Below are 23726 nucleotides of genomic sequence, written 5' to 3'. Positions count from 1 at the left end.
AATTATCAATTATCAATTATCAATTATCAATTATCAATTACTAATATTTAAATTTCTTCAAACTACTTTCCAATTCATTTTTTGAACCATTGAAAGGCGTCAAATAAAAACTGTATTCATAATTGCCAGATTTAATCTGATATTGTTCTAATGGCTGTGCAACAATCGTCCAGCTGTCGTTTCCTCCTACTCCCATTTGGATTAAATCGATGTTTACAGTCAAGAATCCCGGATCTTTCAAATCATACGTATGTCCAGATGCGCTTAAGTTTTCTTGCGTATAAGGCCATGCACTCATACTTAAGACTTTAGAGTCGTTAACTACTAAAAATCCGTTGTTTTTCTGTGGAGCGCTTAATGCCATCCATCTTACATCGCATCGGTTTCCGTTTTCCTGTGGTTTTGGATAATGTTCGATAAAATCATTTATCGGAAGCGAATATTTTCCAACAAACGAACCAAAACTTCTGTCGCTGTAATTTTCCAGTTCACCTTTTCCATACCATGAAATCTGATCGAAATTTCTCCTAACTCCCATCTGCATTCCAATTTTTGGAATGTTCGGCAATTTGTTTGAAGCTTTTAAACTGTAATTTACTTTTATTAATCCATTCTCATTGATTTTATAAGCAACTTGCACTTTTGCACTGTCTTTTATAATTTCATATTCACTTGTAATTACAGTACCATCAATTCCAATTCCCATTGTTGTACTTAAAACTTTTGGTTTTGCTTTATACCATTGTTTTAATAATTTTTGAGACTTCCATCCTCTTTTGTCATTATCAGTTAAAGGTCTAACAAAATTTGGAAGTAAAGGAGCAAAAACTTGTTCTTCGCCTTTAAAAATATACGAAGTTAAAGCTCCATTTTCTTTGCTGATTTTTACTTCAAAAGATTTTCCTCTAACTTGGAAATCAAAATCTGTTTCAGTTGTTTTATACGTTGAATCTTTTTCATTTCTAAAATCAATTGAAGTTTCTTTCTTTTTCAATATAAACTGATCTTCCGCAACAACGTAACCTTTTGAAGCCCAAAGCTCATCTTTTGAAAGCTGGAATTCTATATTTAAAATATATTCTGAATCAGCTTTCATTTTTGGAAGATATTGACTCATGTCTAAAGTTTCCGATTGCCCTGCTTCTACTTTGAATGGTTTTAAAATCTGAGTTTTGATTACGTTTCCGTTTTCCAACACTTTTAAAACTGGAATATAACCTTCTAAAGATTTAACGGCTTGACGATTTTTAATTTCTAGCAGATTTCCGTTTAAAGTCGAAATCGCCGGCTGATACACCCATTTGTTTTCAAAAATAGATCCTTTTGGTTTTCCGTTAGAATCTACAATTCCTTTTGTATTGAAGTTCCCGTCGTGGTATTTCTCGCCAAAATCTCCTCCGTGAGCAAAATAATTCTGACCTGATCTGGAATCAAATTTCAAGATTCCCTGATCTTTAAATTCCCAGATACAGCCCCCAATAACTCTTGGAAGCGAACGGAATTCATCCCATAATTCTTTTAAATTTCCAACCGAATTCCCCATTGCATGAGAATATTCAACGAAAATAATCGGACGAGTATCTTTCTTTTGATCTACTAAAAATTTAGGTGTGAAAACGCCTGGATAAAAACGGCTGACCATATCGACATAAGAATCGTCTTGCGGATTTTCGAATCTGTAAGCATGATCGATTGTTTTTGGATATCTAGGATCAAGCGGATCAATATATCCGTCTAATTTTGCATTTCCTTGTGCTGGTTCGTAATGCACTGGACGTGTAATATCGAAATCGTGAACCCAACCTGACATTGCCGAATGATTTGGTCCTTTCCCGCCTTCGTTTCCTAAACTCCACATTACAACTGACGGATGGTTTTTATCTCTTTCGACCATACGAATCATTCGTTCCATATAAGCATTTGTCCAAAGCGGATCGTTGCTTAATTTTCCACCTATTCCGTGTGTTTCCTGATTGGCTTCATCCATTACCATAATTCCGTATTGATCGCATAATTCGTAGAAATAAGGATCATTTGGATAATGACTTGTACGTATAAAATTGAAATTGAACTTTTTAATCGTAGTGATATCTTGCTTGATATCTTCTCTAGTAACCGCTTTTCCTCTTGTTGGATGATGATCGTGACGGTTTACGCCATAAACGTAGGTTTCTTTTCCGTTAATGAGCATTTTTCCGTTTTCTTTCGAGAATTCAATCGAACGGAAACCAACTTTACAGCTTTTGGCTTCGGTAACATTTCCGTTTTTATCTTTTATCGAAATGACTATCGTGTATAAATTCGGTTCTTCTGAACTCCATTTTTTAGGATTTTTGATCGTTTCTTGGAAGAATCCGAAACGAACATTATCCAGACGAGGATAACTTTCGTTGATTAAATCAATTACTGGTCTTTGAAGCGGTTCTTTGAACATTGCCGTATTATTGGCATCATACAACTGAACATTCATCGTGTAATCTTTGATTTTTGTTCCAGTCAGATTCTCTACCTTTGGACGCAATTTGAAAATCGCATCTGTATATTGTTTGTCTAATTTGGTTTGAACAAAGAAATCCTGAATACGCAATTTTGGTTCGGCCATAATGAAAACTTCACGCTGGATTCCGCTCATGCGCCAGTGATCCTGATCTTCTAAATAAGAACCATCTGTCCAACGGATTACACGAACTGAAACCACATTTTCTCCTGCTTTTAAATAAGGTGTAATATCGAATTCTGATGGCAGAAAACTGTCTTCTCCATAACCTAAAAATTCTCCGTTTAGCCAAACTTCAAAACCTGAACTTACAGCTCCAAAATGCAAAGTTATAGTCATATCTTTCCAGTTTTCAGGAACGGTAAAACTGCGTTGGTAAGAACCAACTCCGTTATAATCTTTAGGAATATAAGGCGGATTTATAGGTCGAAACGGATAAACGGCACTTTTGTAAATTGGATTATCGTATCCTTTCATTTCCCAGTTTGAAGGCACTTCGATTTTGTCCCACCCTGAAACAGTATTCTTATAGAAATCTTTAGAAGCTTCTTTTAGGTTTACAGCATATTTAAAATCCCAATCGCCATTTAGCATTTGTATTCGGCTTTTGGTTCTGTCACCTTTTAATGCGTCTTCAACATTTGAATATGAATATGAAGTTGCTCTTGATGGCTGTCTGTTGATGCTTGTAATTGTTGGATCTTCCCACGGAGCAAATTCGTATTTTTTATGTAATTCCGGAACTCCCGCTGGTTCTCCTGTTACGGATTGGGCTTGCGTGGTGTAAGATGTTAGAAGTAAAATGAAAAATGTGAATACCGATTTTGGTATCGAAAATCGAAACCTTGAAAAGTTATTTATTTGAAATGGCTTAAACATTATTTTATTTTTAGTTTTTTTGTCATTCCGACGAAGGAGGAATCTCCGTGCGATATTCTACAAAGATTGGTAGCTTTTCTGTGTGGAGCTAATTGTGGAGATTTCTCCTTCGTCAAAATGACAAAACTGTGTCTTTATTTATTTTTAAGTAATTAAACCTATCAGGTTTAAAAAGCATACTATATCTTAATTCTTTGTACTTTGTACTTTGTACTTTCCTCTTAATTCTTCTTCTTTTTCTCCGGCGGAGCTACAAAATTCAATTTGCTTTTTCCTAAATCTTTAGATGTTGCGATTGCAATTCCTCTTTGTTCTGCTTTGTTAACGGCACAATAAAAATGATAAACAACGCCATCATGTTTTACAACAAATGACTTATGCGCAAACATATCATCATAAGGTTCAGAAGATTTAACTAAATCGTCTCCTTTCCAGTCGGTCCAGTTTACTAAATCATTCGAAACGGCAAAACGGTTAAATGCACCTTGATCCCAGCCTGTCCAAAAGGCTCCAAAATAAAACATTACCCAAGTATCATTAATACGCTGAATATAAGCATCTCCTGAGATTCCTTTATGATGATTGATTAAAGGTTTGTCGCCATAACGTTTCCATTCTTTCATATCGTCCGACACGGCCATAGCAATACGCTCTGCGCCCTTAGCAGGATTTATACTATCACCACGTGCATTGTAATACATAATAAAATTGTGTCCCGTCAATTTATCTTTATCTCGAATCACACTGTTTTTGTACATTGTGCTATTATCCCACCATTTTGCGTCTTTATCTTTTGGAGTCAAAACCGGATTTTCTAATCTCTGAAATTCGTGTGGTTTTGTCGGAGCTTCTTTGGTATATGCCATTCCGATTGATAAAACACCCGCTTCATAACCTTTGCTGTCTCCTCCAAAATAACTCATCCAGTATTTGTCATCGTATTTTTCCCATTCGTAGCTTCCGCCCCAAGTCATGTCTTGTAACGAAATATATCCTGCTTTTTGGTTAACATCCCAATGTTTTTCATTTTCTGAGAAAGACATTACTTTTCCTAGATGTTTCCAGTCTAACAAATTATCACTTTCTGCTAACCAAGTTTCATAACCTCGTCCGTCATAAATTAAATACGTCATGTACCATTTACCGTCTTTTCTGAATACACTCGGACAATCCATTTTGTATGAGTTGTCGGTAGGAACCATTACCAAGCCGTATTTGTAAGGCGTTTTGATTTCTTCGTAAATCTCCTGCATTACGTTGTCGGTAATTTCTCTTTTCTTGTATTTTGTTGCACAGCTGGTTATAGCAAGTGCTGAAATGGTTAGAATTAGATATTTAATTTTCATTTTCATGTTTTTTTTTGCCTTTTAGGCGCTATCCCGATAGCTATCGGGACTAAGTTTTTTTTATTTTTTGTTTCACGCAGATTTTGCAGATTTTGGCTGATTAACGCAGATAAAAATCAATTAATAATCTGCTTAAATCTGTAAAATCTGCGTGAAATTATTTTTTCAATTCTTTTAATTTAGATTCCATTACGTCTTTATTCAGTTTTACTTTTACCATTCCTGTTGGATGAAATCTTCTTTTCAGGTCGATGGCGTTATAGACTATGGTGTAAACATCGTTTCCTTCTGGGATTAAACATAATGGCGTTCGCATAATATCCCACCATTTATCTACTTTAGTTTCTATTGGAAGATAATGTGCTTCTGCCCAGTTCACGCCGTCTGCTGATAAAGAATACGCAATCATGTTGGGTAAATGATGTCCCCAGCCGTCTGGCCCCCCGTCGAAAATTGCAATGTACAGTCCGTTTGGTAATTGACTTACAATTGGGTTTTCTACGAATAACGGATGCATGGTTTTAATGGGTTCCAAACCTTTGTTCATTCTCAACCAAGGACCTTCTAAACTTTTGGATTCGGCTAAAGCTACAAACCAGCCTTTTCCTGATTTCTTCGGATAATCTGCCCATGAATTGAACGGATACGCACCGCTATAGAATCCGAAATATTTATCGCCAACTTGGTATGGGAAAAACGAGGCAACACCCTGACGTCCTTCCCAAGGTTGAGAATCCAATCCTGGTTCCATAATGATTCCAATATCTTTATAAGGCCCGCCAATTCCGTTGATTCCGTCTACAGTCGATTCACAACGCCATATTCTTCCGAATGAATGGTTTGGTTCAATTTCTTTACTCACAGTATACGCCAAATAATAGCCGTACCATTTGTTTGCTTTTTCATTAAAAACAGGCATATACGACCAAATAGCCGCACGACGATCGTTCATTGGATTATCGTCTTCTGTAACAGCGTAAGTTCCACTTGCTTGATAAATTGTTGATTCTCTTTTCCAATGAATTGCATCTTTACTTGTCCAATGTCCAATTTTGGTTTTTACACGATCATAATAGTAATCAACACCTTTTTCACCTGCTCTTTCGGTTGGAAACATATGATACGTATCGCCGACTTTAACCACACGTCCGCCTTCAAAACCGCCTTGAATTCCTTCTGTTCCAGACATTCCTTCATCAATAACAGGTTTGTTTTCTCCGCTAATAATTTCGAAAAGTGGTTTTTCATCCGAAAATCCTTCTACTATAAAAGTTGGATTCCAAAGTTTTCCATCAGGTAATTTAGCATCTCTCGCATTCAACTGCTGGTCGATTTTCAAAACTCCCAAAACAGCAAATAATCCTTTTTGATTTGGCAAAATAGTATGAGTTCCTTTTCCGTAAGGAATTGCATAAACATCAACAGGTGGTAAACCTGTAATTGTTACTCCATTTGAAAGAATCTCATTATTATTTCCAATTTGGTTTAGTTGAAGGTATTCGGCATTTTTATCCTGAAAAACTCCAATCAAAACAGTTACGGATTCTTTAAATTTTAATTGGAGAGAAGTATTTGTTCCCTTTTTATAAGCTTCTAAAGGAAGTTCAATTCCTGTTAAACCTTGCATTTCTGGAGCTAAACGAACAATATTGTGTTTGCTTCCTGAAAATACATGAGCGTATTGCGTAGTTTTGAAAGTTTTATAATTGGATTTTACAATTTCAAACGATGCTGGTTTCCATGCTGTGGTTTGTGCTGAGACTTGAATGCTCAAAAAAACCAAGAATAACCAATAAATATGTTTACTTTTTTGAATCATTATTTAACTGCTTTATAACTTATTTTGTAGTCAATATTAGGTTTTACCGTCAATTGGTATTTGTTTTTGGCCAATTCTGTAATCGTTCCCGAGTTTGTTTTTGGTTTAACCAAACTTTCAATAATCAATTTTCCTTCTCCTTCGCCTGCTTTTACTTTGATTTCTGATTTGCTTACATACAAGACCACTTCTCCATTTGGTGTCGGCACTTTTCCTTCCATCCATTGCAATCCGCCAAGATTTGGTTTGATTTCATATTCGGCATAACCTGGAGCGGTTGGTTTTACACCTAAATAATATTTTCCTAATAAATAAATCGGACTTGCACCCCAAGCGTGACAAAGGCTTTTTCCGTAAGGACGACCGTACATCGTTAAGTGTTCCGTTCCTTTTTTGTTTGGATTGTATTCTTCCCAAAAAGAGGTTGCGCCTTCTTTCAGCATTCCTCCCCAATAATCTTTCATTTCTTTTAAAACGTAGTTTTGTTCTCCCATTGCGCATAAGGCTTCCAATTCGTAAAAACGCATGTATGGTGTTGTAATTTGCAGAACATCTTTATTGAGCAGTACTTTGTTTTTTACGCTTTGTTTTTGTTCTTCATTAAAATAATTGAAAAATATACCGAACATATTAGCATATCTGGTTACAATATTTTGCATTTTACCATCGATACGCTGGTGCTTCATGACGTTTTCCTTTTTATCCCAAAAGACATCAAATAATTTTGTTTTTAAATCAGTTCCTAATTTTTGATATTGCTTCTGATCTTCGGTTTTCCCAGCAATTTCGGCACTAACCGCCATAGCTTCTAAACTTCTTGCTAAAAGCATTTGCTCAAAACTAACTTCGCCTGTTTTTGGCAATCCGTCAGCCCAATCAATAAAAACCCAATCGCCTTCTAATGGTTCAAGGAATCCGTTTTTATTTCTTCTTTCTAAACAGAAATCCATAAGCGATTTCATTCTTGGATAAAAAGTTTTGATGAATTTCGTATCGCCCGTATGTAAGTAGTAATCGTAAACACCTACAAACCAATACAGCGAATAATCCATAATGATATTTACGTGAGCCGTTACAGGATCTTTTCCACGAAGTGCTAACAAAGTTCTTTCTACAGAAGCTGAATCAAAGAATAAATAATAATTCATTAAATAACTTTGATAAGCGTCGCCAGACCAAACCCAGCGATCACGTTTGATCCCGTCGATAAAAAATTCGCGAGACGTTAAATGCATCGTATAAGCCGACACATCCCAAATTTTATTCAATTGTTCATCCGATGATTTGAATGCGCCACGATAGTCTAATGGCAGATATTCATACAACATCGAAATTGAATCGTATTTTACACCAGCATCTGCCTGCACCTGAACATAACGGAAAGCTTTTGAACCGTTATGAGTATAAGTTTCAGATTGTTTTCCATCAAAAGATAAGTGATCTAAAGTTTCGCATTTAGCAGAATCCAAAGCTTCTTCACGAGATTCTCCATAATACAATGCTAGTTTACCTTTTCCTTTTAAACCGTGAATTTTAATATAACCGAAAGTTTCTTTTCCAAAATCTACCAATTGACCAGTTCCTACTTTTTCGGTTTTCTTTGCGCTTAAAGGCTTTGTTGTTAGTTTAAACTCAGAAGGTTTATTTTCTGGCGAATTAAAATTCCAAGAACCAACAGGAACCCATGGCGTGCCAGATTGTTGTGCTTTTCCGGTTTCGTCAATCCAAAGTTTATCTTCGTTGGTAACTTTCCACGAAGCATCAGATTTAACGTATTGACCTGAAATATAAATAGCCGGCAATACTTCCTGATTATAAACTTTAAAGGAAATTTTGTGTTTTCCGGAAGGAACTGTAATCGATTTTGGTTGTCCATAAATTTGAACGCCATCTAAAAGCAATTGAAAAGGTCCTTCCGAGAAAATTTTTACTTCGTCTGGTTGTGGAATATCTACTTCTGTCTGAAAAGTGACTAAAGCATAAGGACTGTAATATTGCCAAAGCGGAGGAAATACAGCTTCACGTTCTGTACGTCTTACCTGCATTTTATTGCTTAACCAAACTTCAAAATCTCCTGGATACCAGATCCATGTCGCTTCTTTTGTTTTTTCTTGTGCAAATGATAATGAACATGAAAAAAAGGCAACAAAAATAAGCAAGATCTTAAAAATGGAAGAGCGGTTTAGCATAGTAAGTATATTTTGGGACTAAAGATAAGTGTTATTTTCACATTTGACAACCTGCACTATCCTGCTATTTCATGAAAAACAATACTTTTTGATAATTTTTTAAGGGAAAAATTACGAGGTATCACTTTTTTAGTACTAAAAAAAATGATGTTAGAATTTTATGGGACGCTGACGAGACGGATTCGCTATCACAAAGACGCGGATGAAAACGGATTTTATTTTTTAAACACATAGAAACATAGAATTGCTTTGAACATAAAGGCGTTTCACTTGCATACATACGCATAGCTATGTGTTAATGACTAGTCATTTTTATTATTTCTATTTCGCAAAGAGAATAAAAACCTATGTTTCTATATGTTTAAAAAATCCGTCTAAATCAGCGTCTTTACGAAGTAAATCCGTTTTATCCGTGTTCTATTTTTAGTTTCATCAATTAAGCCGATAATTTATCGTTCTCATTTTCATCTTCTAAAATATAATTAGAAGGCGTTTTGCCTAAATGCTTTTTAAACATATAAATAAAAGCACTTGTCGTTTCGTAACCTAAATTGAATGCAATTTCTTTGATGGATTGTTTTTCGCCTAGACGTTTTATGGCTTCAAGCAATTTTAAACGTGTACGCCAGTCACTGAAGTTCATTCCCAATTCTTTGATAAACAATCGAGATAAAGTTCTGGTACTCATAAAAGAAAGTTCGGCGTAATATTCAATCGTATTTTTACTGGCAATATCTTCCATTAAAAGTTCGACTACTTTTTGTAATCTTTCGTGATTAGTTGTTGGCAAGAAAGTAGCGCTTGGTTCTATTAAAGCCAATTCGTCCAGAAAAACCGATATGATCCTGTGTTGCGGTGGCGTTAAATTTCCTTCTATTCCAAAAGAAATGATTTTGAAAACCAATTGCTTTAAAAACATCGGAATATCAAATGAAAAACTTTTCTCTGGTAATCCCGCCATTGCAGATGCATCAATAAAAACACTGTAATAATTAACATCTTTCTGAAAAGTAACCTGATGTTCTACTCCGCCCGGAAGCCACAAACCCTGTAACGGATTCACAACCCAAATATGATTGCCCACAACCACGTTCATTACACCACGGGTTGCATAAATTAATTGTCCTCTTGGATGCGAATGCGAAATACACATTTCATTGGTTACCATTTCAGTATAGCCAATAACAGGAATCGATGGATCTTCTCTGTATCCATGCTCCTGAGCCATTCTATATGTCCGAATATGGTTATTCATTGTCCAAATATAGCAATTCTGACATTACTATTCTTTTAATCTTTGCAAAAAATAATACAGCTGTTGTTTTTTAACCTAATTTAAAAATCAAAAAAATATCTCATGGACACTATTAAAGCAAATCCTGACATAGTTAAAAAAACCACCTACTCGATTTTATTCATCATCAGTTTTTCTCATTTAATTAATGATCTTTTACAGGCCGTAGTCCCTTCAATTTATCCGTTGTTGAAAGAAAACTTTAACCTAAGTTTCTCTCAAATCGGAATCATTACTTTTACCTACCAAATCGTAGCTTCTATCCTTCAGCCTTTTGTGGGAATGTATACCGATAAAAATTCTAAACCATATTCTTTAATTATTGGAATGTGTTTTACAATGGTCGGACTTTTTATGGTTTCGATTGCTACCAGTTTTATCAACTTATTATTATCGGTTAGTTTAATCGGAATTGGATCTTCCATTTTTCATCCTGAATCTTCTCGTGTAGCACATTTGGCTTCGGGTGGAAAAAGAGGTTTGGCGCAATCCATCTTTCAATTGGGCGGAAATGCCGGAAGTGCGATTGGCCCTTTATTAGCAGCGTTTATCGTAATTCCGAACGGACAGTCTTATATTGCTTGGTTTTGTATTATTGCTTTAATCGGCGTTTTTGCTTTGTATAAAATTGCAATTTGGTATACAGAACATTTATCTGAAAGAAATGCGAATAAATCGGCTCATAAAATTGAAACGCATCATTTATCTAAAAACCGTGTAATTGCTTCTCTTGTAATTTTATTGGTTTTGATTTTCTCTAAATACTTCTACATGAGCAGTATTACGAGTTACTACACTTTCTTTTTGATTGATAAATTCCATATTTCGATTCAGCAGTCGCAAGTCTATTTATTCTTGTTCTCTGGAGCTGTCGCAGCCGGAACTTTAATTGGAGGTCCAATTGGAGATCGTTTCGGACGTAAATATGTAATCTGGGTTTCTATTTTGGGTGTTGCTCCGTTTACTTTGATGTTACCTTATGTTTCTCTTTTTTGGGTTGGAACTTTATCTGTAATCATCGGATTAATTCTTTCTTCGGCCTTCTCTGCAATCTTAGTTTATGCAACTGAATTAATGCCTGGAAAAGTCGGACTTGTAGCAGGTCTTTTCTTCGGATTTGCTTTCGGAATGGGAGGATTAGGTTCAGCTGTTTTAGGAAAAATTGCCGATGCAACGAGTATAGAATATGTATTTAAGATTTGTGCATTTCTGCCTTTGATTGGCGTTATTACTGGGTTCTTGCCGAATATTGAAGGAAAGAAAAAGGCTGAGTAATTTTTTTAAACACATAGTCCCGAAGCTTCGGGATAGTATATTGGATTGTCTTTAGAGGCATTTCATTTCATAATAAAACACATAGTTTTTCTGGATTGAAAAGCTATGTGTTTTTTTTATCTAAGTTGCTTTTCCAAAAGTATTTCGTTTCCTGTCAGCAATATAAGGTCTTCATAACACCAAAATAACCTTCTGTGACTATTTAACATTGTAGGATTATTTTCTAAAATACCTTCGTTATGAATTTAACCCAAATAACTATGGAAACAACAAAATTTACTAAAGCAAAACAATTATTGGGAGGCTGGTTGCCACAAAATCCCCAAATTATCGAGGATTGGATTAAAAAAATCAAGAAATTTACAGCAGAAAATCCAACACAACTTATTCCCGAAATTGCCGATTTTCAGAATCTAGTGTATTCAGACTCTGTTTTGTATGCTAATGTGCAGGGAATGTTTGCTGAAGCTTATTTTTTAAAGCAAACTACTCCTTTAGAATGGGAACCAGAACCTATGACTTTTGAGGATTTCCTTGTCTTACTCAACGGAATCATGCAAACTGCTCCCGAAGCATACCAAACTGGCGCTCCCGGAAATCAAACACCTTCAGGTATGATTGGTTTTCCTATTAACGCTCTATTAGCCTGGCCAATGGCGACTAGTTTTGGTTATGATGTTTTCTCAAACACTTTGGTCAATCAGCAGTTAAAAAAGATATTAAACTACTGGTCTAAATTTTTGGTTACGGAAGATTCCAGATATGTTTTGGTAGAAAATGATCCTTCAGAAGATGTAATTGCTTGGTTGAGCGAAGTAGCACAATCGGAAATGATGCAAGTTGCTCAAGGAGCATTAGGTTTAGAACCGAATCCTATTTCGCCCAATGCTACATTTTCTGATGTTTTTCAATCAAATCCTTCAGAACTATATTATGGTTTCAAAAGCTGGGATGATTTTTTCACAAGATTGTTTTGCCAAAATGTCCGTCCAGTTACTGCACCCAATGACGATTCAATTATTGTAAACGCCTGTGAGTCGGCACCTTTACAAGTAGCCAAGAATGTAGCATTATCAGATCAATTTTGGTTAAAAGGACAGCCTTATTCATTAGAAAACATGATGAATTTTGATGAATTAGCCCCACAATTTGATGGTGGAACAGTTTATCAGGCCTTTTTGAGTGCCTTGAGCTATCACCGCTGGCACAGTCCTGTAAACGGCAGAATTGTTAAAACTGCTATTGTAAACGGTTCGTATTATCTAGAAAATATATATCAAGGTTTCTATAATCCGGCGGGACCCGATTCGAGTGCACCCAACAATTCACAACCTTTTTTAACAGCAGTTGCCACCAGAGCCATAATATTTATTGAAGCAGATAATCCTGCAATTGGACTTATGTGTGTAATTCCTGTGGGGATGGCAGAAGTTTCCAGCTGTGAAATAAAAGTAAAGGCCGGAGACATTGTGAAAAAAGGCGACGAACTAGGAATGTTTCATTTTGGAGGCTCCACACATTGTCTACTTTTTAGACCAAGTGTAAATTTAGCGTTCACCACTTATGAAACACCAGGTTTGGATGCAGCTTATAATATTCGTGTAAACACACAAATAGCAAAAGTGATTTAAACCTCAAGTTACTTTTTATAACGCTCAAAAGGCTTTAGCCAAATATCTACAATTTGGCTAAAGCCTTTTCTATTTTTTCTGAACATAGCCAGTGGTTTCAACCACTGGAACGCAAAGCATATCACATTACGTTTATCAAAATACGTTTCCCGTGGTTGAAACCACTGGCTATGTTTAAGATTCTTTGAATTTATTAATTTCCATTAAAAACCAAATACAAAACCAAAATCACCAATCCCAACAGACCAAACAAAAGCTTCACCTTTTTACTCGTTTTAGGAATATCCGTTTCATCTGAAACATTAACTTCAGGATTTCTATCGGTTAAAGAGATAATAACCGCGCTAATCATTAAAACAGCAAAAATGTAAAACGAAATCAACAAAAAGTGAGGCCAAACTGGATATTTATCGGCAGGAAAAATCCATAGATATAAAACCCCAACAAACAAACTAAAAGCCGAACCCCAAGAAAGTGTTGCATTTACGGCTTTTTTTGTAGTGCGTTTCCAGAAAACACTCAAAAGGAAAACAACAGATAACGAAGGCGCCAAGAACCCTAAAACTGCCTGAAAAATGTTGAATAAATTTTGTCCTTTGATATTGTCAATCGCAACGGCAATCAAAATCGCAAATACACATCCGGCAGCAATCGTTAAACGACCAATTTTAATCTGATCCTGAATCGTCGCTGTCGGGTTGATTTTCTTTACATAAATATCATTGGTGAAAACAGTACTCAAAGCATTTAACGAAGAACCAATTGTTCCCACCAAAACCGCAATCATCACACAGATTACCAAACCGTTCATGCCGCTTGGGAAAAGGTTCGTAACCATTGTCATATAAGCTAAGTCTGAATTGCTTCCTAATTCCGGGTATAAAGCATAACACAAAATTCCAGGTAAGATAAATAACGGAAGCGCCATCACTTTCAGCCATCCAATAAAGTTCACGCCAAGTTGTCCTTGTTCTAGATTTTTCGCACCTAAAACACTCTGCACCATCGATTGATCGGTACAGAAAAAAGCAACAGCCGCTACAGGATATCCTAACAAAATAGCAGGCCACGGATAACTCGCATCATCTGACGGACGCACTAAATTCCAAAAGTTCGACGGTGTTTTTGCTGCTAAAGCTTCGATGCCACCCACTTTTTGCAATCCTAAATACGAAAGGGTTAATGAAACCACAATTAACAGAATCATCTGAAAAACATTGACTTTAGCAATTGCTTTTAATCCTCCTGCAAAAGTAAAAATTCCAGAGAAAATCACTAAAACCGTAACACTTTGCCACATCGGAATTCCTAAAATCTGACGTACTAAAACGCCTCCACTAAATAATCCTAAAGACAGCCAGCTTACTAATATTTTTACTAAAGCGTACCACGCGAGAATGTTCTGTGTACTGTCACCGTAACGTTTTCCCATATATTCGGGCATCGTGCTTACTTTACTCGCAATATATCTTGGTGCAAAAACCATTGCCAAAAGCAATAAAAACACAAAAGCGTACCATTCGAAATTTCCTGCTACAATTCCAGTAGCGTAACCAATACTCGCAAAAGCCAATAATGACGAAGGCCCAACATTGGTTCCCCACATATTAAACCCGATGCTGTACCAGTTTAAAGAATTTCCGGCAAGAAAAAGCGTTTCGTTTTTCTTTCTCTGTTTCATACTTACCACATACCCAATGACTAATAAAGCCACCAAATAACCCGCAACAATAACAAAATCGAGCGTGGTTAATTTATCGTAGATACTGTTCATAGTCCGTATTCGTTAAGAATATCTGCAATTTTAACCGGCATTCCAGTTTGTAAAGATTTGTCCATTGCTTGTAATAAAGCTACGGTTCCAATTCCTTCTTCCATGTTTGGATACGCTTCAAAACCTTGCTCGATACTATCTGTAAAATATTCTAAATAATTCTGATATTCTCCGCCGTGATGACTTTGTCCTTCAAAACGGAAATAATATTTTATCGTGCTGTCGCCCCAAGTAATCACTTTTTCTTCTCCAGTTTTATCAGTAACTGCATAACGCAATTCGTGATAATCGGCCTGACTAGCTCCTTCTGTTGCTCTTAAAATCGTACTCATGCCGCTGTCACGTTGTGCTGGCTGAGTTGGCGAAGTATACACCCCGCTTACACGAGCAATTCTTCCATCAGTTGCTTTAAAAATAAAGTGCATAGTATCTTCATTTTTTAATCCAGCATTTTTTCCGTTACTGCTGATCATTCCGTACCCCATAACTTCCTCAATGTTTGGAAGATACCATCTGATAAAATCTACAGGATGACTCAAACCTCCGTAAAGCCATTTAAACGATTGCAAAAGCGACCATTCTTTCTTCAAAAACCATCTGTGATCGGCATGGTATTGCGCCTCGATTGTAATTAAATCTCCAATTAAACCTGCTTCATAATCGGCTCTTTGTCTTTTGGCTGGTTCGAAGAAACGGGAACTTTGCCCAATGAAAACTTTCTTTCCTGTTGATTTGCTTAATTCCAACAATTCTTTTGCATCCGAAAGATCATCGATAAACGGTTTGGTACAAACTACATGCTTTCCATGTAACAAAGCTTGTTTTACATGTTGTGCGTGAAGATGATCCGGTGTGTAAATCGCGATAATATCAATTGATGCATCGTTTAACAAATCTTCGTAACTGGTGGTGTACGCATGAAAATCGAATTCTTTTGCTCTTTGTTTACACAATTCTTCGTTTCGGTCGCATATTTTAACGAGTTCTAGTTTTGAACTTTCGATTGCAGCCGACATTGTGCTTCGTCCTTCTCCAAGTCCCAGAATGGCTATTTTTAACATTGGTCTTTATTTTAGTTTTTTGATAGTTTTTTTAGCCACGAATTCACGAATTATTTTTTTACAATCTAGATGTAATATTAATTCGAATTATTCGAAAAAATAATCGCAAAGATTTTCAAAAGAAAATTCGTGAATTCGTGGCTATTTTTTATTTTTTTGCTTCTACTTCTACTTTGTTTAAGAAAATCCAAGTTTCATCTGGTTTTGCACCTTCAATTCCAGATTGGTATTTTTTCATTAAGGCGTTCCAATCGTCAACTCTTGGATTATTTTGGGTGGTTTTTGGATTTAATTTATCCAAATTTTCCCCTTTCGGAATACTGATTACCAAAATTAATTGTCTGTCTTTTTTGAAAACCTGCAATTGCTGAAAATCGGCATTACAGAAACCTTTGGCAACTTCTGGCCATTTTTCGAATTGCGTTTTATGATACTCCACATATTCTTTTTGCAATTTTTCATCAGCAGGAAGATTGGCTGTTAAAACCACATTTTCCCAATCTGATGCAGGTTTTGAATCTTTACATCTTTCGAAGTTTTGAAAATCATAAACCAAATCTTCATAGATTTTAATTTCTAAAGAAGGAAAAGCGCCTGCCAATTTACGTTTCGTTCTTTCGGGTTGATTCATTTTTCCGTAAATAACCAAATGATTTTTCCATTGGTACAATTCCTGACCTACAATTCTAAATCCCGTTAAAGTTGATTTGATTTTTTCGATATCAAAATCAGAACCTATTAATTCGATTGCATACGGTTTTGGCATTTCCTGCAATCCCCATTTTTCGTCGATTACAACTTCTTTTTCTAAATCTTTATACGGTGCTCTAATTCCTGCAGCATCTTTAATTTTAGAACTTACATACGGATCATTGTGTTCCCAGATATTGCCTTTTGGGCCATTGTGGTTTTTAAGGATTTTCTTTTCGGCAATCCAGTTGTTTTTAATCGTAAAACCTTCGCTTCCTTCATCAGTATACAAATACAGCCATAAAAACGGATCGTGTGCATAAGGACTGTTGTAAACCTTATCAATATAATTTTCTTCAATTCGGCTGTTTGGCTGAGCCGAAAGTGTATAAATTCCCGCTACATCATGTAAATGTTTGGCATAATGATGAATTTTATTTCCTAGAATTTTATTGTTCTGCATCACGTTTGACGTATGTGTCCAACCCCAGCCCATTGCCATTCCAGAATACGATACATCCGAAATTTCGTTGTGTTCAATCGTAATATTTCGAACAAAACCAGCGCTGATTCCCAGAGTTCCCCAATCTTCATTGGTTACATTGGTGATTAAATTATCTGAAATCACTTCATCCGAACACATTTCTCTTTCATCTTTTATGATTAAAGGCAAATGTGCTTCAAAAGCTTCTTCAGAGAAAATTCCAACATTGATGGCACTTCCGCCTATATCTTTAAATAAATTTCCTTTTATAGTATTGTGATTTGTTCCTTTATTTAAATCTAAACCAGTTGAAGCTAAATGTTCAAAACGACAAGATTCAAACTGAATATTATTAGCATAATTTACTTCAACCGCCGAACGTGGTCTTCCCACCCAAGCCTGATTTTCTAAATTCGCCTGATTTGGCGTTCCAGGAACTTTCAATTTATAAGCATCTAACAAATACAAACCAGATTGCAACGGCACATGACCTTGCTGTGAAGGACGAAGCCAGTTGCTGTACTGAAACGAAATTCCTTTAAACTGAAAATGATGTACAGGAGAATCGATTGTTCCTTTTACTTCTAAAAGATTTTCTAAAAATGGAGCAGTAATTTTAGCTGTGGCAATATCTTCTCCAGCTCTTGGGATATAATAGATTTTGGCATTTTTCTTATCTAAATACCATTCTCCCGGTTCGTTTAAAAGTGAAAAAGCATTGTTTAAGAAATAAGCTGAATTTCCGTTATTTTTAGAAATCCAAGGCGCTGGCCAAGGATGTTCGCTTTGGATTCGGCTTTCAGGTTCTTCAAATGAAAGTTTGGCGCTGTCTTTCTGCACTTCAATATTTTTGATGCGAAGATTGGCATTCGACCACCATTGCACAATAAACATTTCCATTCCCGGTTCAAACTTCACCGATTTATCTTTAAACGGAATCCAGCAGGTTTGTTCTTCGTGATTCCAAGATAAAATACGTTCCATTGCCGTTCCAGCCGTATTTTTGGCTCTAACTGCCTTTTTATCGTTTACCCATAATTGTCTGAAATCAATTAACGTTCCTGCTTTCGTTGGTGCGTCTGCCACCCAAACCGAACCTTTTTTTAGTCCGTTAATAACAGTTGTCGATTTTGTCCAGTTTTTAATTTCGATTCCACCACTTATAATTGGTTTTGCGTTAGCATCAGCTTGAATAATTGTTGGACTTTCTGGAGTTCCCGAATCTTCTGGTCTTACAAATAAAGGTTCGTTTAAATAATATGTTCCGTTCATTACTATGATACGAATTCCCTCTTTTATCGATGGATCTTTTAAGCGACGAAGTTCTCTGGCTTTTCGCATTGCCATGTGAACCGTTGCCAGCGGGTTTGATTTTGTTCCGATGTTCGAATCTTTTCCTGATGGTGAAACCCAGATTTCAGCACCACTTGCCGAAATTGTGAATACCAGTAAAAAAACGACTAGTAATTTGTTGAAAGGAATTAAACGCATTATTTATAGTATTGATTTTTTTCTTGAGCTAAAATTACGAGGCATTTATTTAAAGCGCTATAACTTTTACAAATAATTGTATTTTTAACACTTTTACCAAATAACAGGGACAATTTAAAAGAATATAAAATTACGAGCATCCTGTACCCTCCTGTAATATTGACTTCAAGACATTCATTTCGAAAATTCGGCTTTTAATTATCCTTTCATTTCCGAATCAAAAAAAGTTAAATTCATAAAAAATCTGTGATAAATTGACTAAAACTGTTATTTCGTATTATTTTTTTAATAGATTTGTGTAATCGATTACATTTAAAGATTATTATTTATAAGAACTTAAATTTTCATATAAATAAAATAAACACCAAAAAAATTACTAACAATGAAAATCAACCGACTACAATTTGCCTCTCTTGCACTCGCTTTTTTGATGTGTCTGAGTTCTAAAGACCTTAATGCTCAAAATACCTCAGGCAGTACTTACCAAAACATTGAGTTCAAAATGTCAAAAATTAACGAGCCTGTTATTCCTAACAATACCGTAAACTTAAAGGATTATGGCGCTGTAAATGGAGGCTACGTTTTAAATACAAAAGCTTTTGCAGATGCGATTGATGCACTGTCTAAAAAAGGCGGTGGAAAACTAATTATTCCTCCTGGAATTTGGCTTACAGGACCAATTATATTAAAAAGTAATATTGAGTTACATGCAGAAAGAGGTGCTCTGATAAAATTTTCTCCAGACAAAACTTTGTATCCTTTGGTTGAAACCAACTTTGAAGGTTTAAATACTTGGCGATGCATCTCTCCTATTTATGGTAAAAACCTCGAAAATATTGCTTTTACTGGAACCGGAGTTTGGGATGGTTCTGGAGAAGTATGGAGACAGGTTAAGAAAAGTAAAGTGACAGACAGCCAATGGAAAGAAGTTATTGCAAGAGGTGGCGTTTTAAACAAAGATAAAACAAGCTGGTATCCTTCTGAAATTTTTATGAATGCTTCTAAAGGGGCTGATCAAAATGTGCGTCCGGATTTAAAAACAAAAGAAGAATTTGAAACCATTCACGATTTTCTTCGTCCGGTAATGGTAAGCATTCAAAACAGCAAAAGAGTTTTATTTGACGGTCCTGTCTTTCAGAATTCCCCAGCGTGGAATATCCACCCTTTTATGGTGGAAGATTTGATTGTTCGCAATGTAAGTGTTCGTAATCCTTGGTATTCTCAAAACGGAGACGGTCTTGATGTGGAATGCTGTAAAAATGTATTGGTTGAAAATTCAAGTTTTGATGTGGGAGATGATGCTATCTGCATTAAATCCGGAAAAGATAAAGACGGACGTGAGAGAGGTGTTCCTTGCGAAAACATCATTGTGAGAAATAATATTGTTTATCATGGTCATGGAGGAGTTACAGTAGGAAGTGAAATGTCTGGAGGTGTAAAAAACCTTCACGTTTCTAATTGTACTTTTATGGGAACAGATGTAGGTCTGCGTTTTAAAAGTGCCCGCGGAAGAGGTGGTGTCGTAGAAAACATCTTTATTTCAGATGTGTTTATGACTGATATTCCATCACAGGCTATCTCGTTTAATTTGTATTACGGAGGAAAATCGATTGCCGAAACATTAGAAGAAGGCGGAGACAAAGTGGTCAACAAGGCGATGCCTGTGACAGTTGAAACTCCTCAGTTTAAAAACATTTCGATTAAAAATATCACTATTAAAGGTGCTCAGCAAGCCGTATTTTTGCAAGGTCTTCCAGAAATGAATTTAGAAAATATTGAAATCACAAACTTAATCGCCAAAGCTGAAAAAGGGTTTTCGATTATTGACGCTAAAGGAATAAAATTAAATAACTTACAATTAGATATTGAAGCTAAAAATGCATTTGAGATTTACAATGCACAAAACCTTTCTTTAAAAAATGTAGCATTTAATCCTTCCTCTTCAAATACCATTACAATTGCAGGAGAAGCCAGTAAAAATATCGATTTAAGCGGTTCTAATTTATCAAAAACTACTACTGTCGATAAAACTGTTCCTAAGAAAGCTGTTAAATTTTAAAACGGAGATTTTATGTTCAATTCCATAAACAGCTCGAAATTATTGGCATCAGCGTTTTGTGTCTTTTCATTTTTGTATTCAAATGCACAGACAAACAGCGAGATCAGTACAAAACCTTTTACAGACGGCACCAATCATTGGTATTTTATCAAAGACAAAACCAATATCATAAATCCGATTCCGAATCAGCCGAAATATGCTGAAACAGATTACACCAAAATTGCAGATAATATTCTCTATTTCCAGCGTGATAATGGAGGCTGGCCTAAGAATTATGATATGAAAGCTATTTTGACGCCACAACAAATTGACAGTGTGGTTAAGACAAAATACATCGAACATACTACTTTCGATAATGAAACAACTTATACACATATTCATTATCTAGCGCAGGTTTATACGCTAACAAAAGATTCAAGATATAAAGATGGGTGTTTAAGAGGTATTAATTTCACTATAAAAGCACAATATTCAAACGGAGGCTGGCCACAATATTTTCCTTTAGAAAAAGGTTATAGCCGTCATATTACTTTTAATGACGGAGCATATATGGGAATCATGAATCTCCTTAAAAAGATTGTAAACAATGATCCTGATTATGCTTTTATTGATGCCAAAACTAGAAAAAAAGTAGCCACCGCATATCAAAAAGGACTAGAGTGTATTTTAAAAATGCAGATTAAAGACAACGGAAAATTAACCGCTTGGTGCCAGCAACACGACGAAATAACACTTGAACCTGCTTGGGCGCGTAAATTTGAACCGCCAAGCATCTGTAATGCAGAAAGTGTTGATATAGTTTTGTTTTTGATGGACATTGATAATCCAAATGAAAAGATAATCAATGCCATTCAGGGTGCCGTAAAATGGTTTCAGGATTCTAAAATCTACAATACCAGAGTTGAAAGTTTTGCTGCTGAAGAAATGGAATCCAAATACAAGAAAATCAAAAATGACGTAAGAATCATAAACGATCCAACAGCGCCACCAATATGGACTCGTTACTATGAATTAAAAACACACAGACCTTTATTCAGCGATCGTGACAGCGAATTTCTATATTCTTTAGCCGAGGTAAGCCGTGAAAGAAGAACGGGTTATGCTTGGTATACGGATAAACCTGAAAAGGCATTGAAGAAATATCCAGAATGGCAGAAAAAGTGGGCTCCAGAAAATAATGTTTTGAAGAATTAGAAATATTTTTTGACATTTCGAGTGAAGTCCAATTTTCAAATATAGCCCGTGGTTTCAACCACGGGGACGCAATATTGTAACGTCTCACATTGTGCTCCCGTGGTTGAAACCACGGGCTATGTTTTTTTATTATTCTAATAATAGGCCAAAGGCCTCAAAGCATCACCATAGGGCTACGCCCTATGAATTGATATACACCAGCAATCATAAAGCCCTGAAAGGGCGCAAGCATTTGTCTTCAAATTTGCTTACGCCCTTTCAGGGCTTTGTTGCATATCTCTATTTGCTGTCACTGGGCGTTGCCCTGTGTTCATGGTATGAGCCTTTCAGGCTCTCCTAATTTACGAGCTAATTCATAAATTATAAATTGTAAAACTCCTTCGCATTCTCAAACCAAATCTTATTCTGGTCTTCAATAGAAAACTTCGAAATATAATCTTCTAAAGTTTTTACTACTTCATGATAATCTGAAGCAACATTAAGAACCGGCCAATCTGAACCATACATCAATTTATCAACTGAAAAGTTTTCAAAAATTACATCTAAATAAGGTTTTAAATCTTCTGGCTTCCAGTTTTTCCAGTCGGCTTCTGTGACCATTCCTGAGATTTTACACCAAACGTTGTCATACTTTGCGATTTCTTCAATTCCTTTTTTCCAAGAATCAATGCTCCCTGATTTAATATCTGGTTTTGCAATATGATCAATTACAAATTTTTGGTCTGGAAAATCTTTCACCAAACTTATTGCAGCTGGTAATTGACGTTCAAAAATCAATATATCGTAAGTATAATTGAAGGATTTTAAAGCTGTGATTCCTCTTCTGAATTCTGTTCCGAACATAAAATCATCTGGTTCTCCTTGCACAACATGTCTGAAACCTTTCAGTTTTTTTTGATCTGAAAAGAATTGTAAACGTTCTTCAATGTTTTCATTTCTCAAATCGATCCAGCCCACAACTGCTTTTATGAAATCATTTTTAGAAGCCAAATCCAATAAAAATTGCGTTTCTTCTTCCGATTGGCTTGCCTGAACGGCAACACAGCCTTCAAACTGGTTTTCTTTTAATAAAGGCTGTAAATCTTCAGGAAGGAAATCTCTTTGGATATTCTGCATAGTTTCATCGATCCAGCTGTCTCTAACGGGATCAAACTTCCAAAAATGCTGATGCGAATCTATTCTTTTACTCATAACTTTTTAATTAACATCGCTGATTAAAGCGCGGTCTAAATGTACGTAACCTCCATCCACAAAAACAAATTGTCCTGTAGTATGCGATGATTTTTCAGAAATGATGAAAAGAGCCGTATCTGCAATTTCTTCTGTTTTGGTCATTCGGCTTTCTAATGGAATCGTTTTACTAATTTTTTTCAAGACTGCCTCTCCATCTGGTAATGTTTTAATCCAATCCTCGTAAGCAGGCGTATAACTTTCAGCAATAATAATGGCATTCGAACGAATTCCGTACTGAATCAAATCTACTGCCCATTCTCTAGTTAAGCCCAAAACTCCACCTTTCGCAGCAGCGTAACCAGAAGTGCCGCCCTGACCTGTTAAAGCCACTTTTGAACCAATATTTAAAATATTTCCTTTTGATTCTTTTAAAAATGGAAGCGAATATTTAGTCAATAAAAAATAACTTACCACATTCAATTTCAAAGAATTCATAAAATCCTCGTAGCTTGAATCTAATCCTGCACCGTCATTCACGCCAACATTATTAATTATAGCATCAATTCTTCCATATTTTGCTCCGATTACTTTTACAGCATTTTCTATTGCAACAGGGTCGGTTACGTCAGTCTGTACAAATAAAGAATTAACTCCTCTTTTCTGAAGTCTTTCCACGTATTCGAAACCTCTTGCATTTCTGTCAACTAAAACCGGAATTGCGCCTTCATCTGCCAATCTATTAATGATTGTTTCTCCAATACTGCCTTCTTTTCCAGCCGAACCAGAAACGACAACTATTTTGTTTTTTAAGTTTAAATCCATTTTTGTGGTTATTTAAGATTCATTTTTAAACACATAAAAACATAGTTT

At 35.7% G+C, this 23726-nt stretch carries 14 protein-coding genes; 4 read left to right on the top strand and 10 right to left on the bottom strand.

Annotated features, from left to right (window positions below; translation table 11 throughout):
• Positions 1–40: 40 nt before the first annotated feature.
• The 5 genes from GSY47_RS08835 to GSY47_RS08815 form a co-directional block, all read right to left on the bottom strand.
• Complete coding sequence (locus GSY47_RS08835) at positions 41–3376, bottom strand: glycoside hydrolase family 2 TIM barrel-domain containing protein (protein WP_179005746.1); 3336 nt, start codon at positions 3374–3376, stop codon at positions 41–43.
• 221 nt (positions 3377–3597) lie between these two features.
• Complete coding sequence (locus GSY47_RS08830) at positions 3598–4722, bottom strand: glycoside hydrolase family protein (RefSeq protein ID WP_179005744.1); 1125 nt, start codon at positions 4720–4722, stop codon at positions 3598–3600.
• 157 nt (positions 4723–4879) lie between these two features.
• On the bottom strand, positions 4880–6541 hold the full coding sequence (locus GSY47_RS08825) for a glycoside hydrolase family protein (protein WP_218651428.1): 1662 nt from the start codon (positions 6539–6541) through the stop codon (positions 4880–4882).
• Positions 6541–8730 (bottom strand): alpha-L-rhamnosidase-related protein, encoded by a 2190-nt coding sequence (locus tag GSY47_RS08820; RefSeq protein WP_179005742.1) that lies wholly within the window; start codon positions 8728–8730, stop codon positions 6541–6543. The genes GSY47_RS08825 and GSY47_RS08820 overlap by 1 nt, the downstream gene beginning before the upstream one ends.
• Before the next feature lie 436 nt (positions 8731–9166).
• The gene (locus GSY47_RS08815; protein ID WP_246611296.1) at positions 9167–9985 is read right to left on the bottom strand and encodes an AraC family transcriptional regulator; all 819 of its coding nucleotides are present in this window, start codon (positions 9983–9985) and stop codon (positions 9167–9169) included.
• A gap of 102 nt (positions 9986–10087) precedes the next feature.
• On the opposite strand from GSY47_RS08815, the gene GSY47_RS08810 reads away from it, so the two are divergent.
• Complete coding sequence (locus GSY47_RS08810; RefSeq protein ID WP_179005740.1) at positions 10088–11299, top strand: MFS transporter; 1212 nt, start codon at positions 10088–10090, stop codon at positions 11297–11299.
• Positions 11300–11559: 260 nt separating this feature from the next.
• Positions 11560–12930, top strand: a complete 1371-nt coding sequence (locus GSY47_RS08805; RefSeq protein ID WP_179005738.1) for a phosphatidylserine decarboxylase family protein — start codon at positions 11560–11562, stop codon at positions 12928–12930.
• Positions 12931–13123: 193 nt separating this feature from the next.
• Here GSY47_RS08805 and GSY47_RS08800 read toward each other — a convergent pair whose 3' ends face one another.
• From GSY47_RS08800 to GSY47_RS08790, 3 genes are all read right to left on the bottom strand, one after another.
• Entirely contained in the window at positions 13124–14704 is a 1581-nt protein-coding gene (locus GSY47_RS08800; RefSeq protein WP_179005736.1) for a sodium:solute symporter, read from the bottom strand.
• The gene (locus GSY47_RS08795; RefSeq protein WP_179005734.1) at positions 14701–15765 is read right to left on the bottom strand and encodes a Gfo/Idh/MocA family protein; all 1065 of its coding nucleotides are present in this window, start codon (positions 15763–15765) and stop codon (positions 14701–14703) included. The genes GSY47_RS08800 and GSY47_RS08795 overlap by 4 nt, the downstream gene beginning before the upstream one ends.
• 148 nt (positions 15766–15913) lie before the next feature.
• The gene (locus GSY47_RS08790; protein ID WP_179005732.1) at positions 15914–18430 is read right to left on the bottom strand and encodes a right-handed parallel beta-helix repeat-containing protein; all 2517 of its coding nucleotides are present in this window, start codon (positions 18428–18430) and stop codon (positions 15914–15916) included.
• Between the two features lie 382 nt (positions 18431–18812).
• Between GSY47_RS08790 and GSY47_RS08785 the strand changes: the two genes are divergently transcribed.
• Entirely contained in the window at positions 18813–20489 is a 1677-nt protein-coding gene (locus GSY47_RS08785; RefSeq protein WP_179005730.1) for a glycoside hydrolase family 28 protein, read from the top strand.
• A gap of 12 nt (positions 20490–20501) precedes the next feature.
• Positions 20502–21683, top strand: a complete 1182-nt coding sequence (gene pelA / locus GSY47_RS08780) for a pectate lyase (protein WP_179005728.1) — start codon at positions 20502–20504, stop codon at positions 21681–21683.
• Positions 21684–22043: 360 nt separating this feature from the next.
• Here pelA and GSY47_RS08775 read toward each other — a convergent pair whose 3' ends face one another.
• A complete protein-coding gene (locus GSY47_RS08775; protein WP_179005726.1) occupies positions 22044–22874 on the bottom strand; it encodes an amidohydrolase family protein in 831 nt (276 codons plus the stop codon).
• 6 nt (positions 22875–22880) lie between these two features.
• Entirely contained in the window at positions 22881–23678 is a 798-nt protein-coding gene (locus GSY47_RS08770) for an SDR family oxidoreductase (protein ID WP_179005724.1), read from the bottom strand.
• Positions 23679–23726: the final 48 nt, after the last annotated feature.

The organism is Flavobacterium quisquiliarum, assembly GCF_019308285.1.
In the GTDB taxonomy this organism is placed as follows: domain Bacteria; phylum Bacteroidota; class Bacteroidia; order Flavobacteriales; family Flavobacteriaceae; genus Flavobacterium; species Flavobacterium quisquiliarum.
This window is presented reverse-complemented; position numbering and strand designations above follow the sequence as displayed.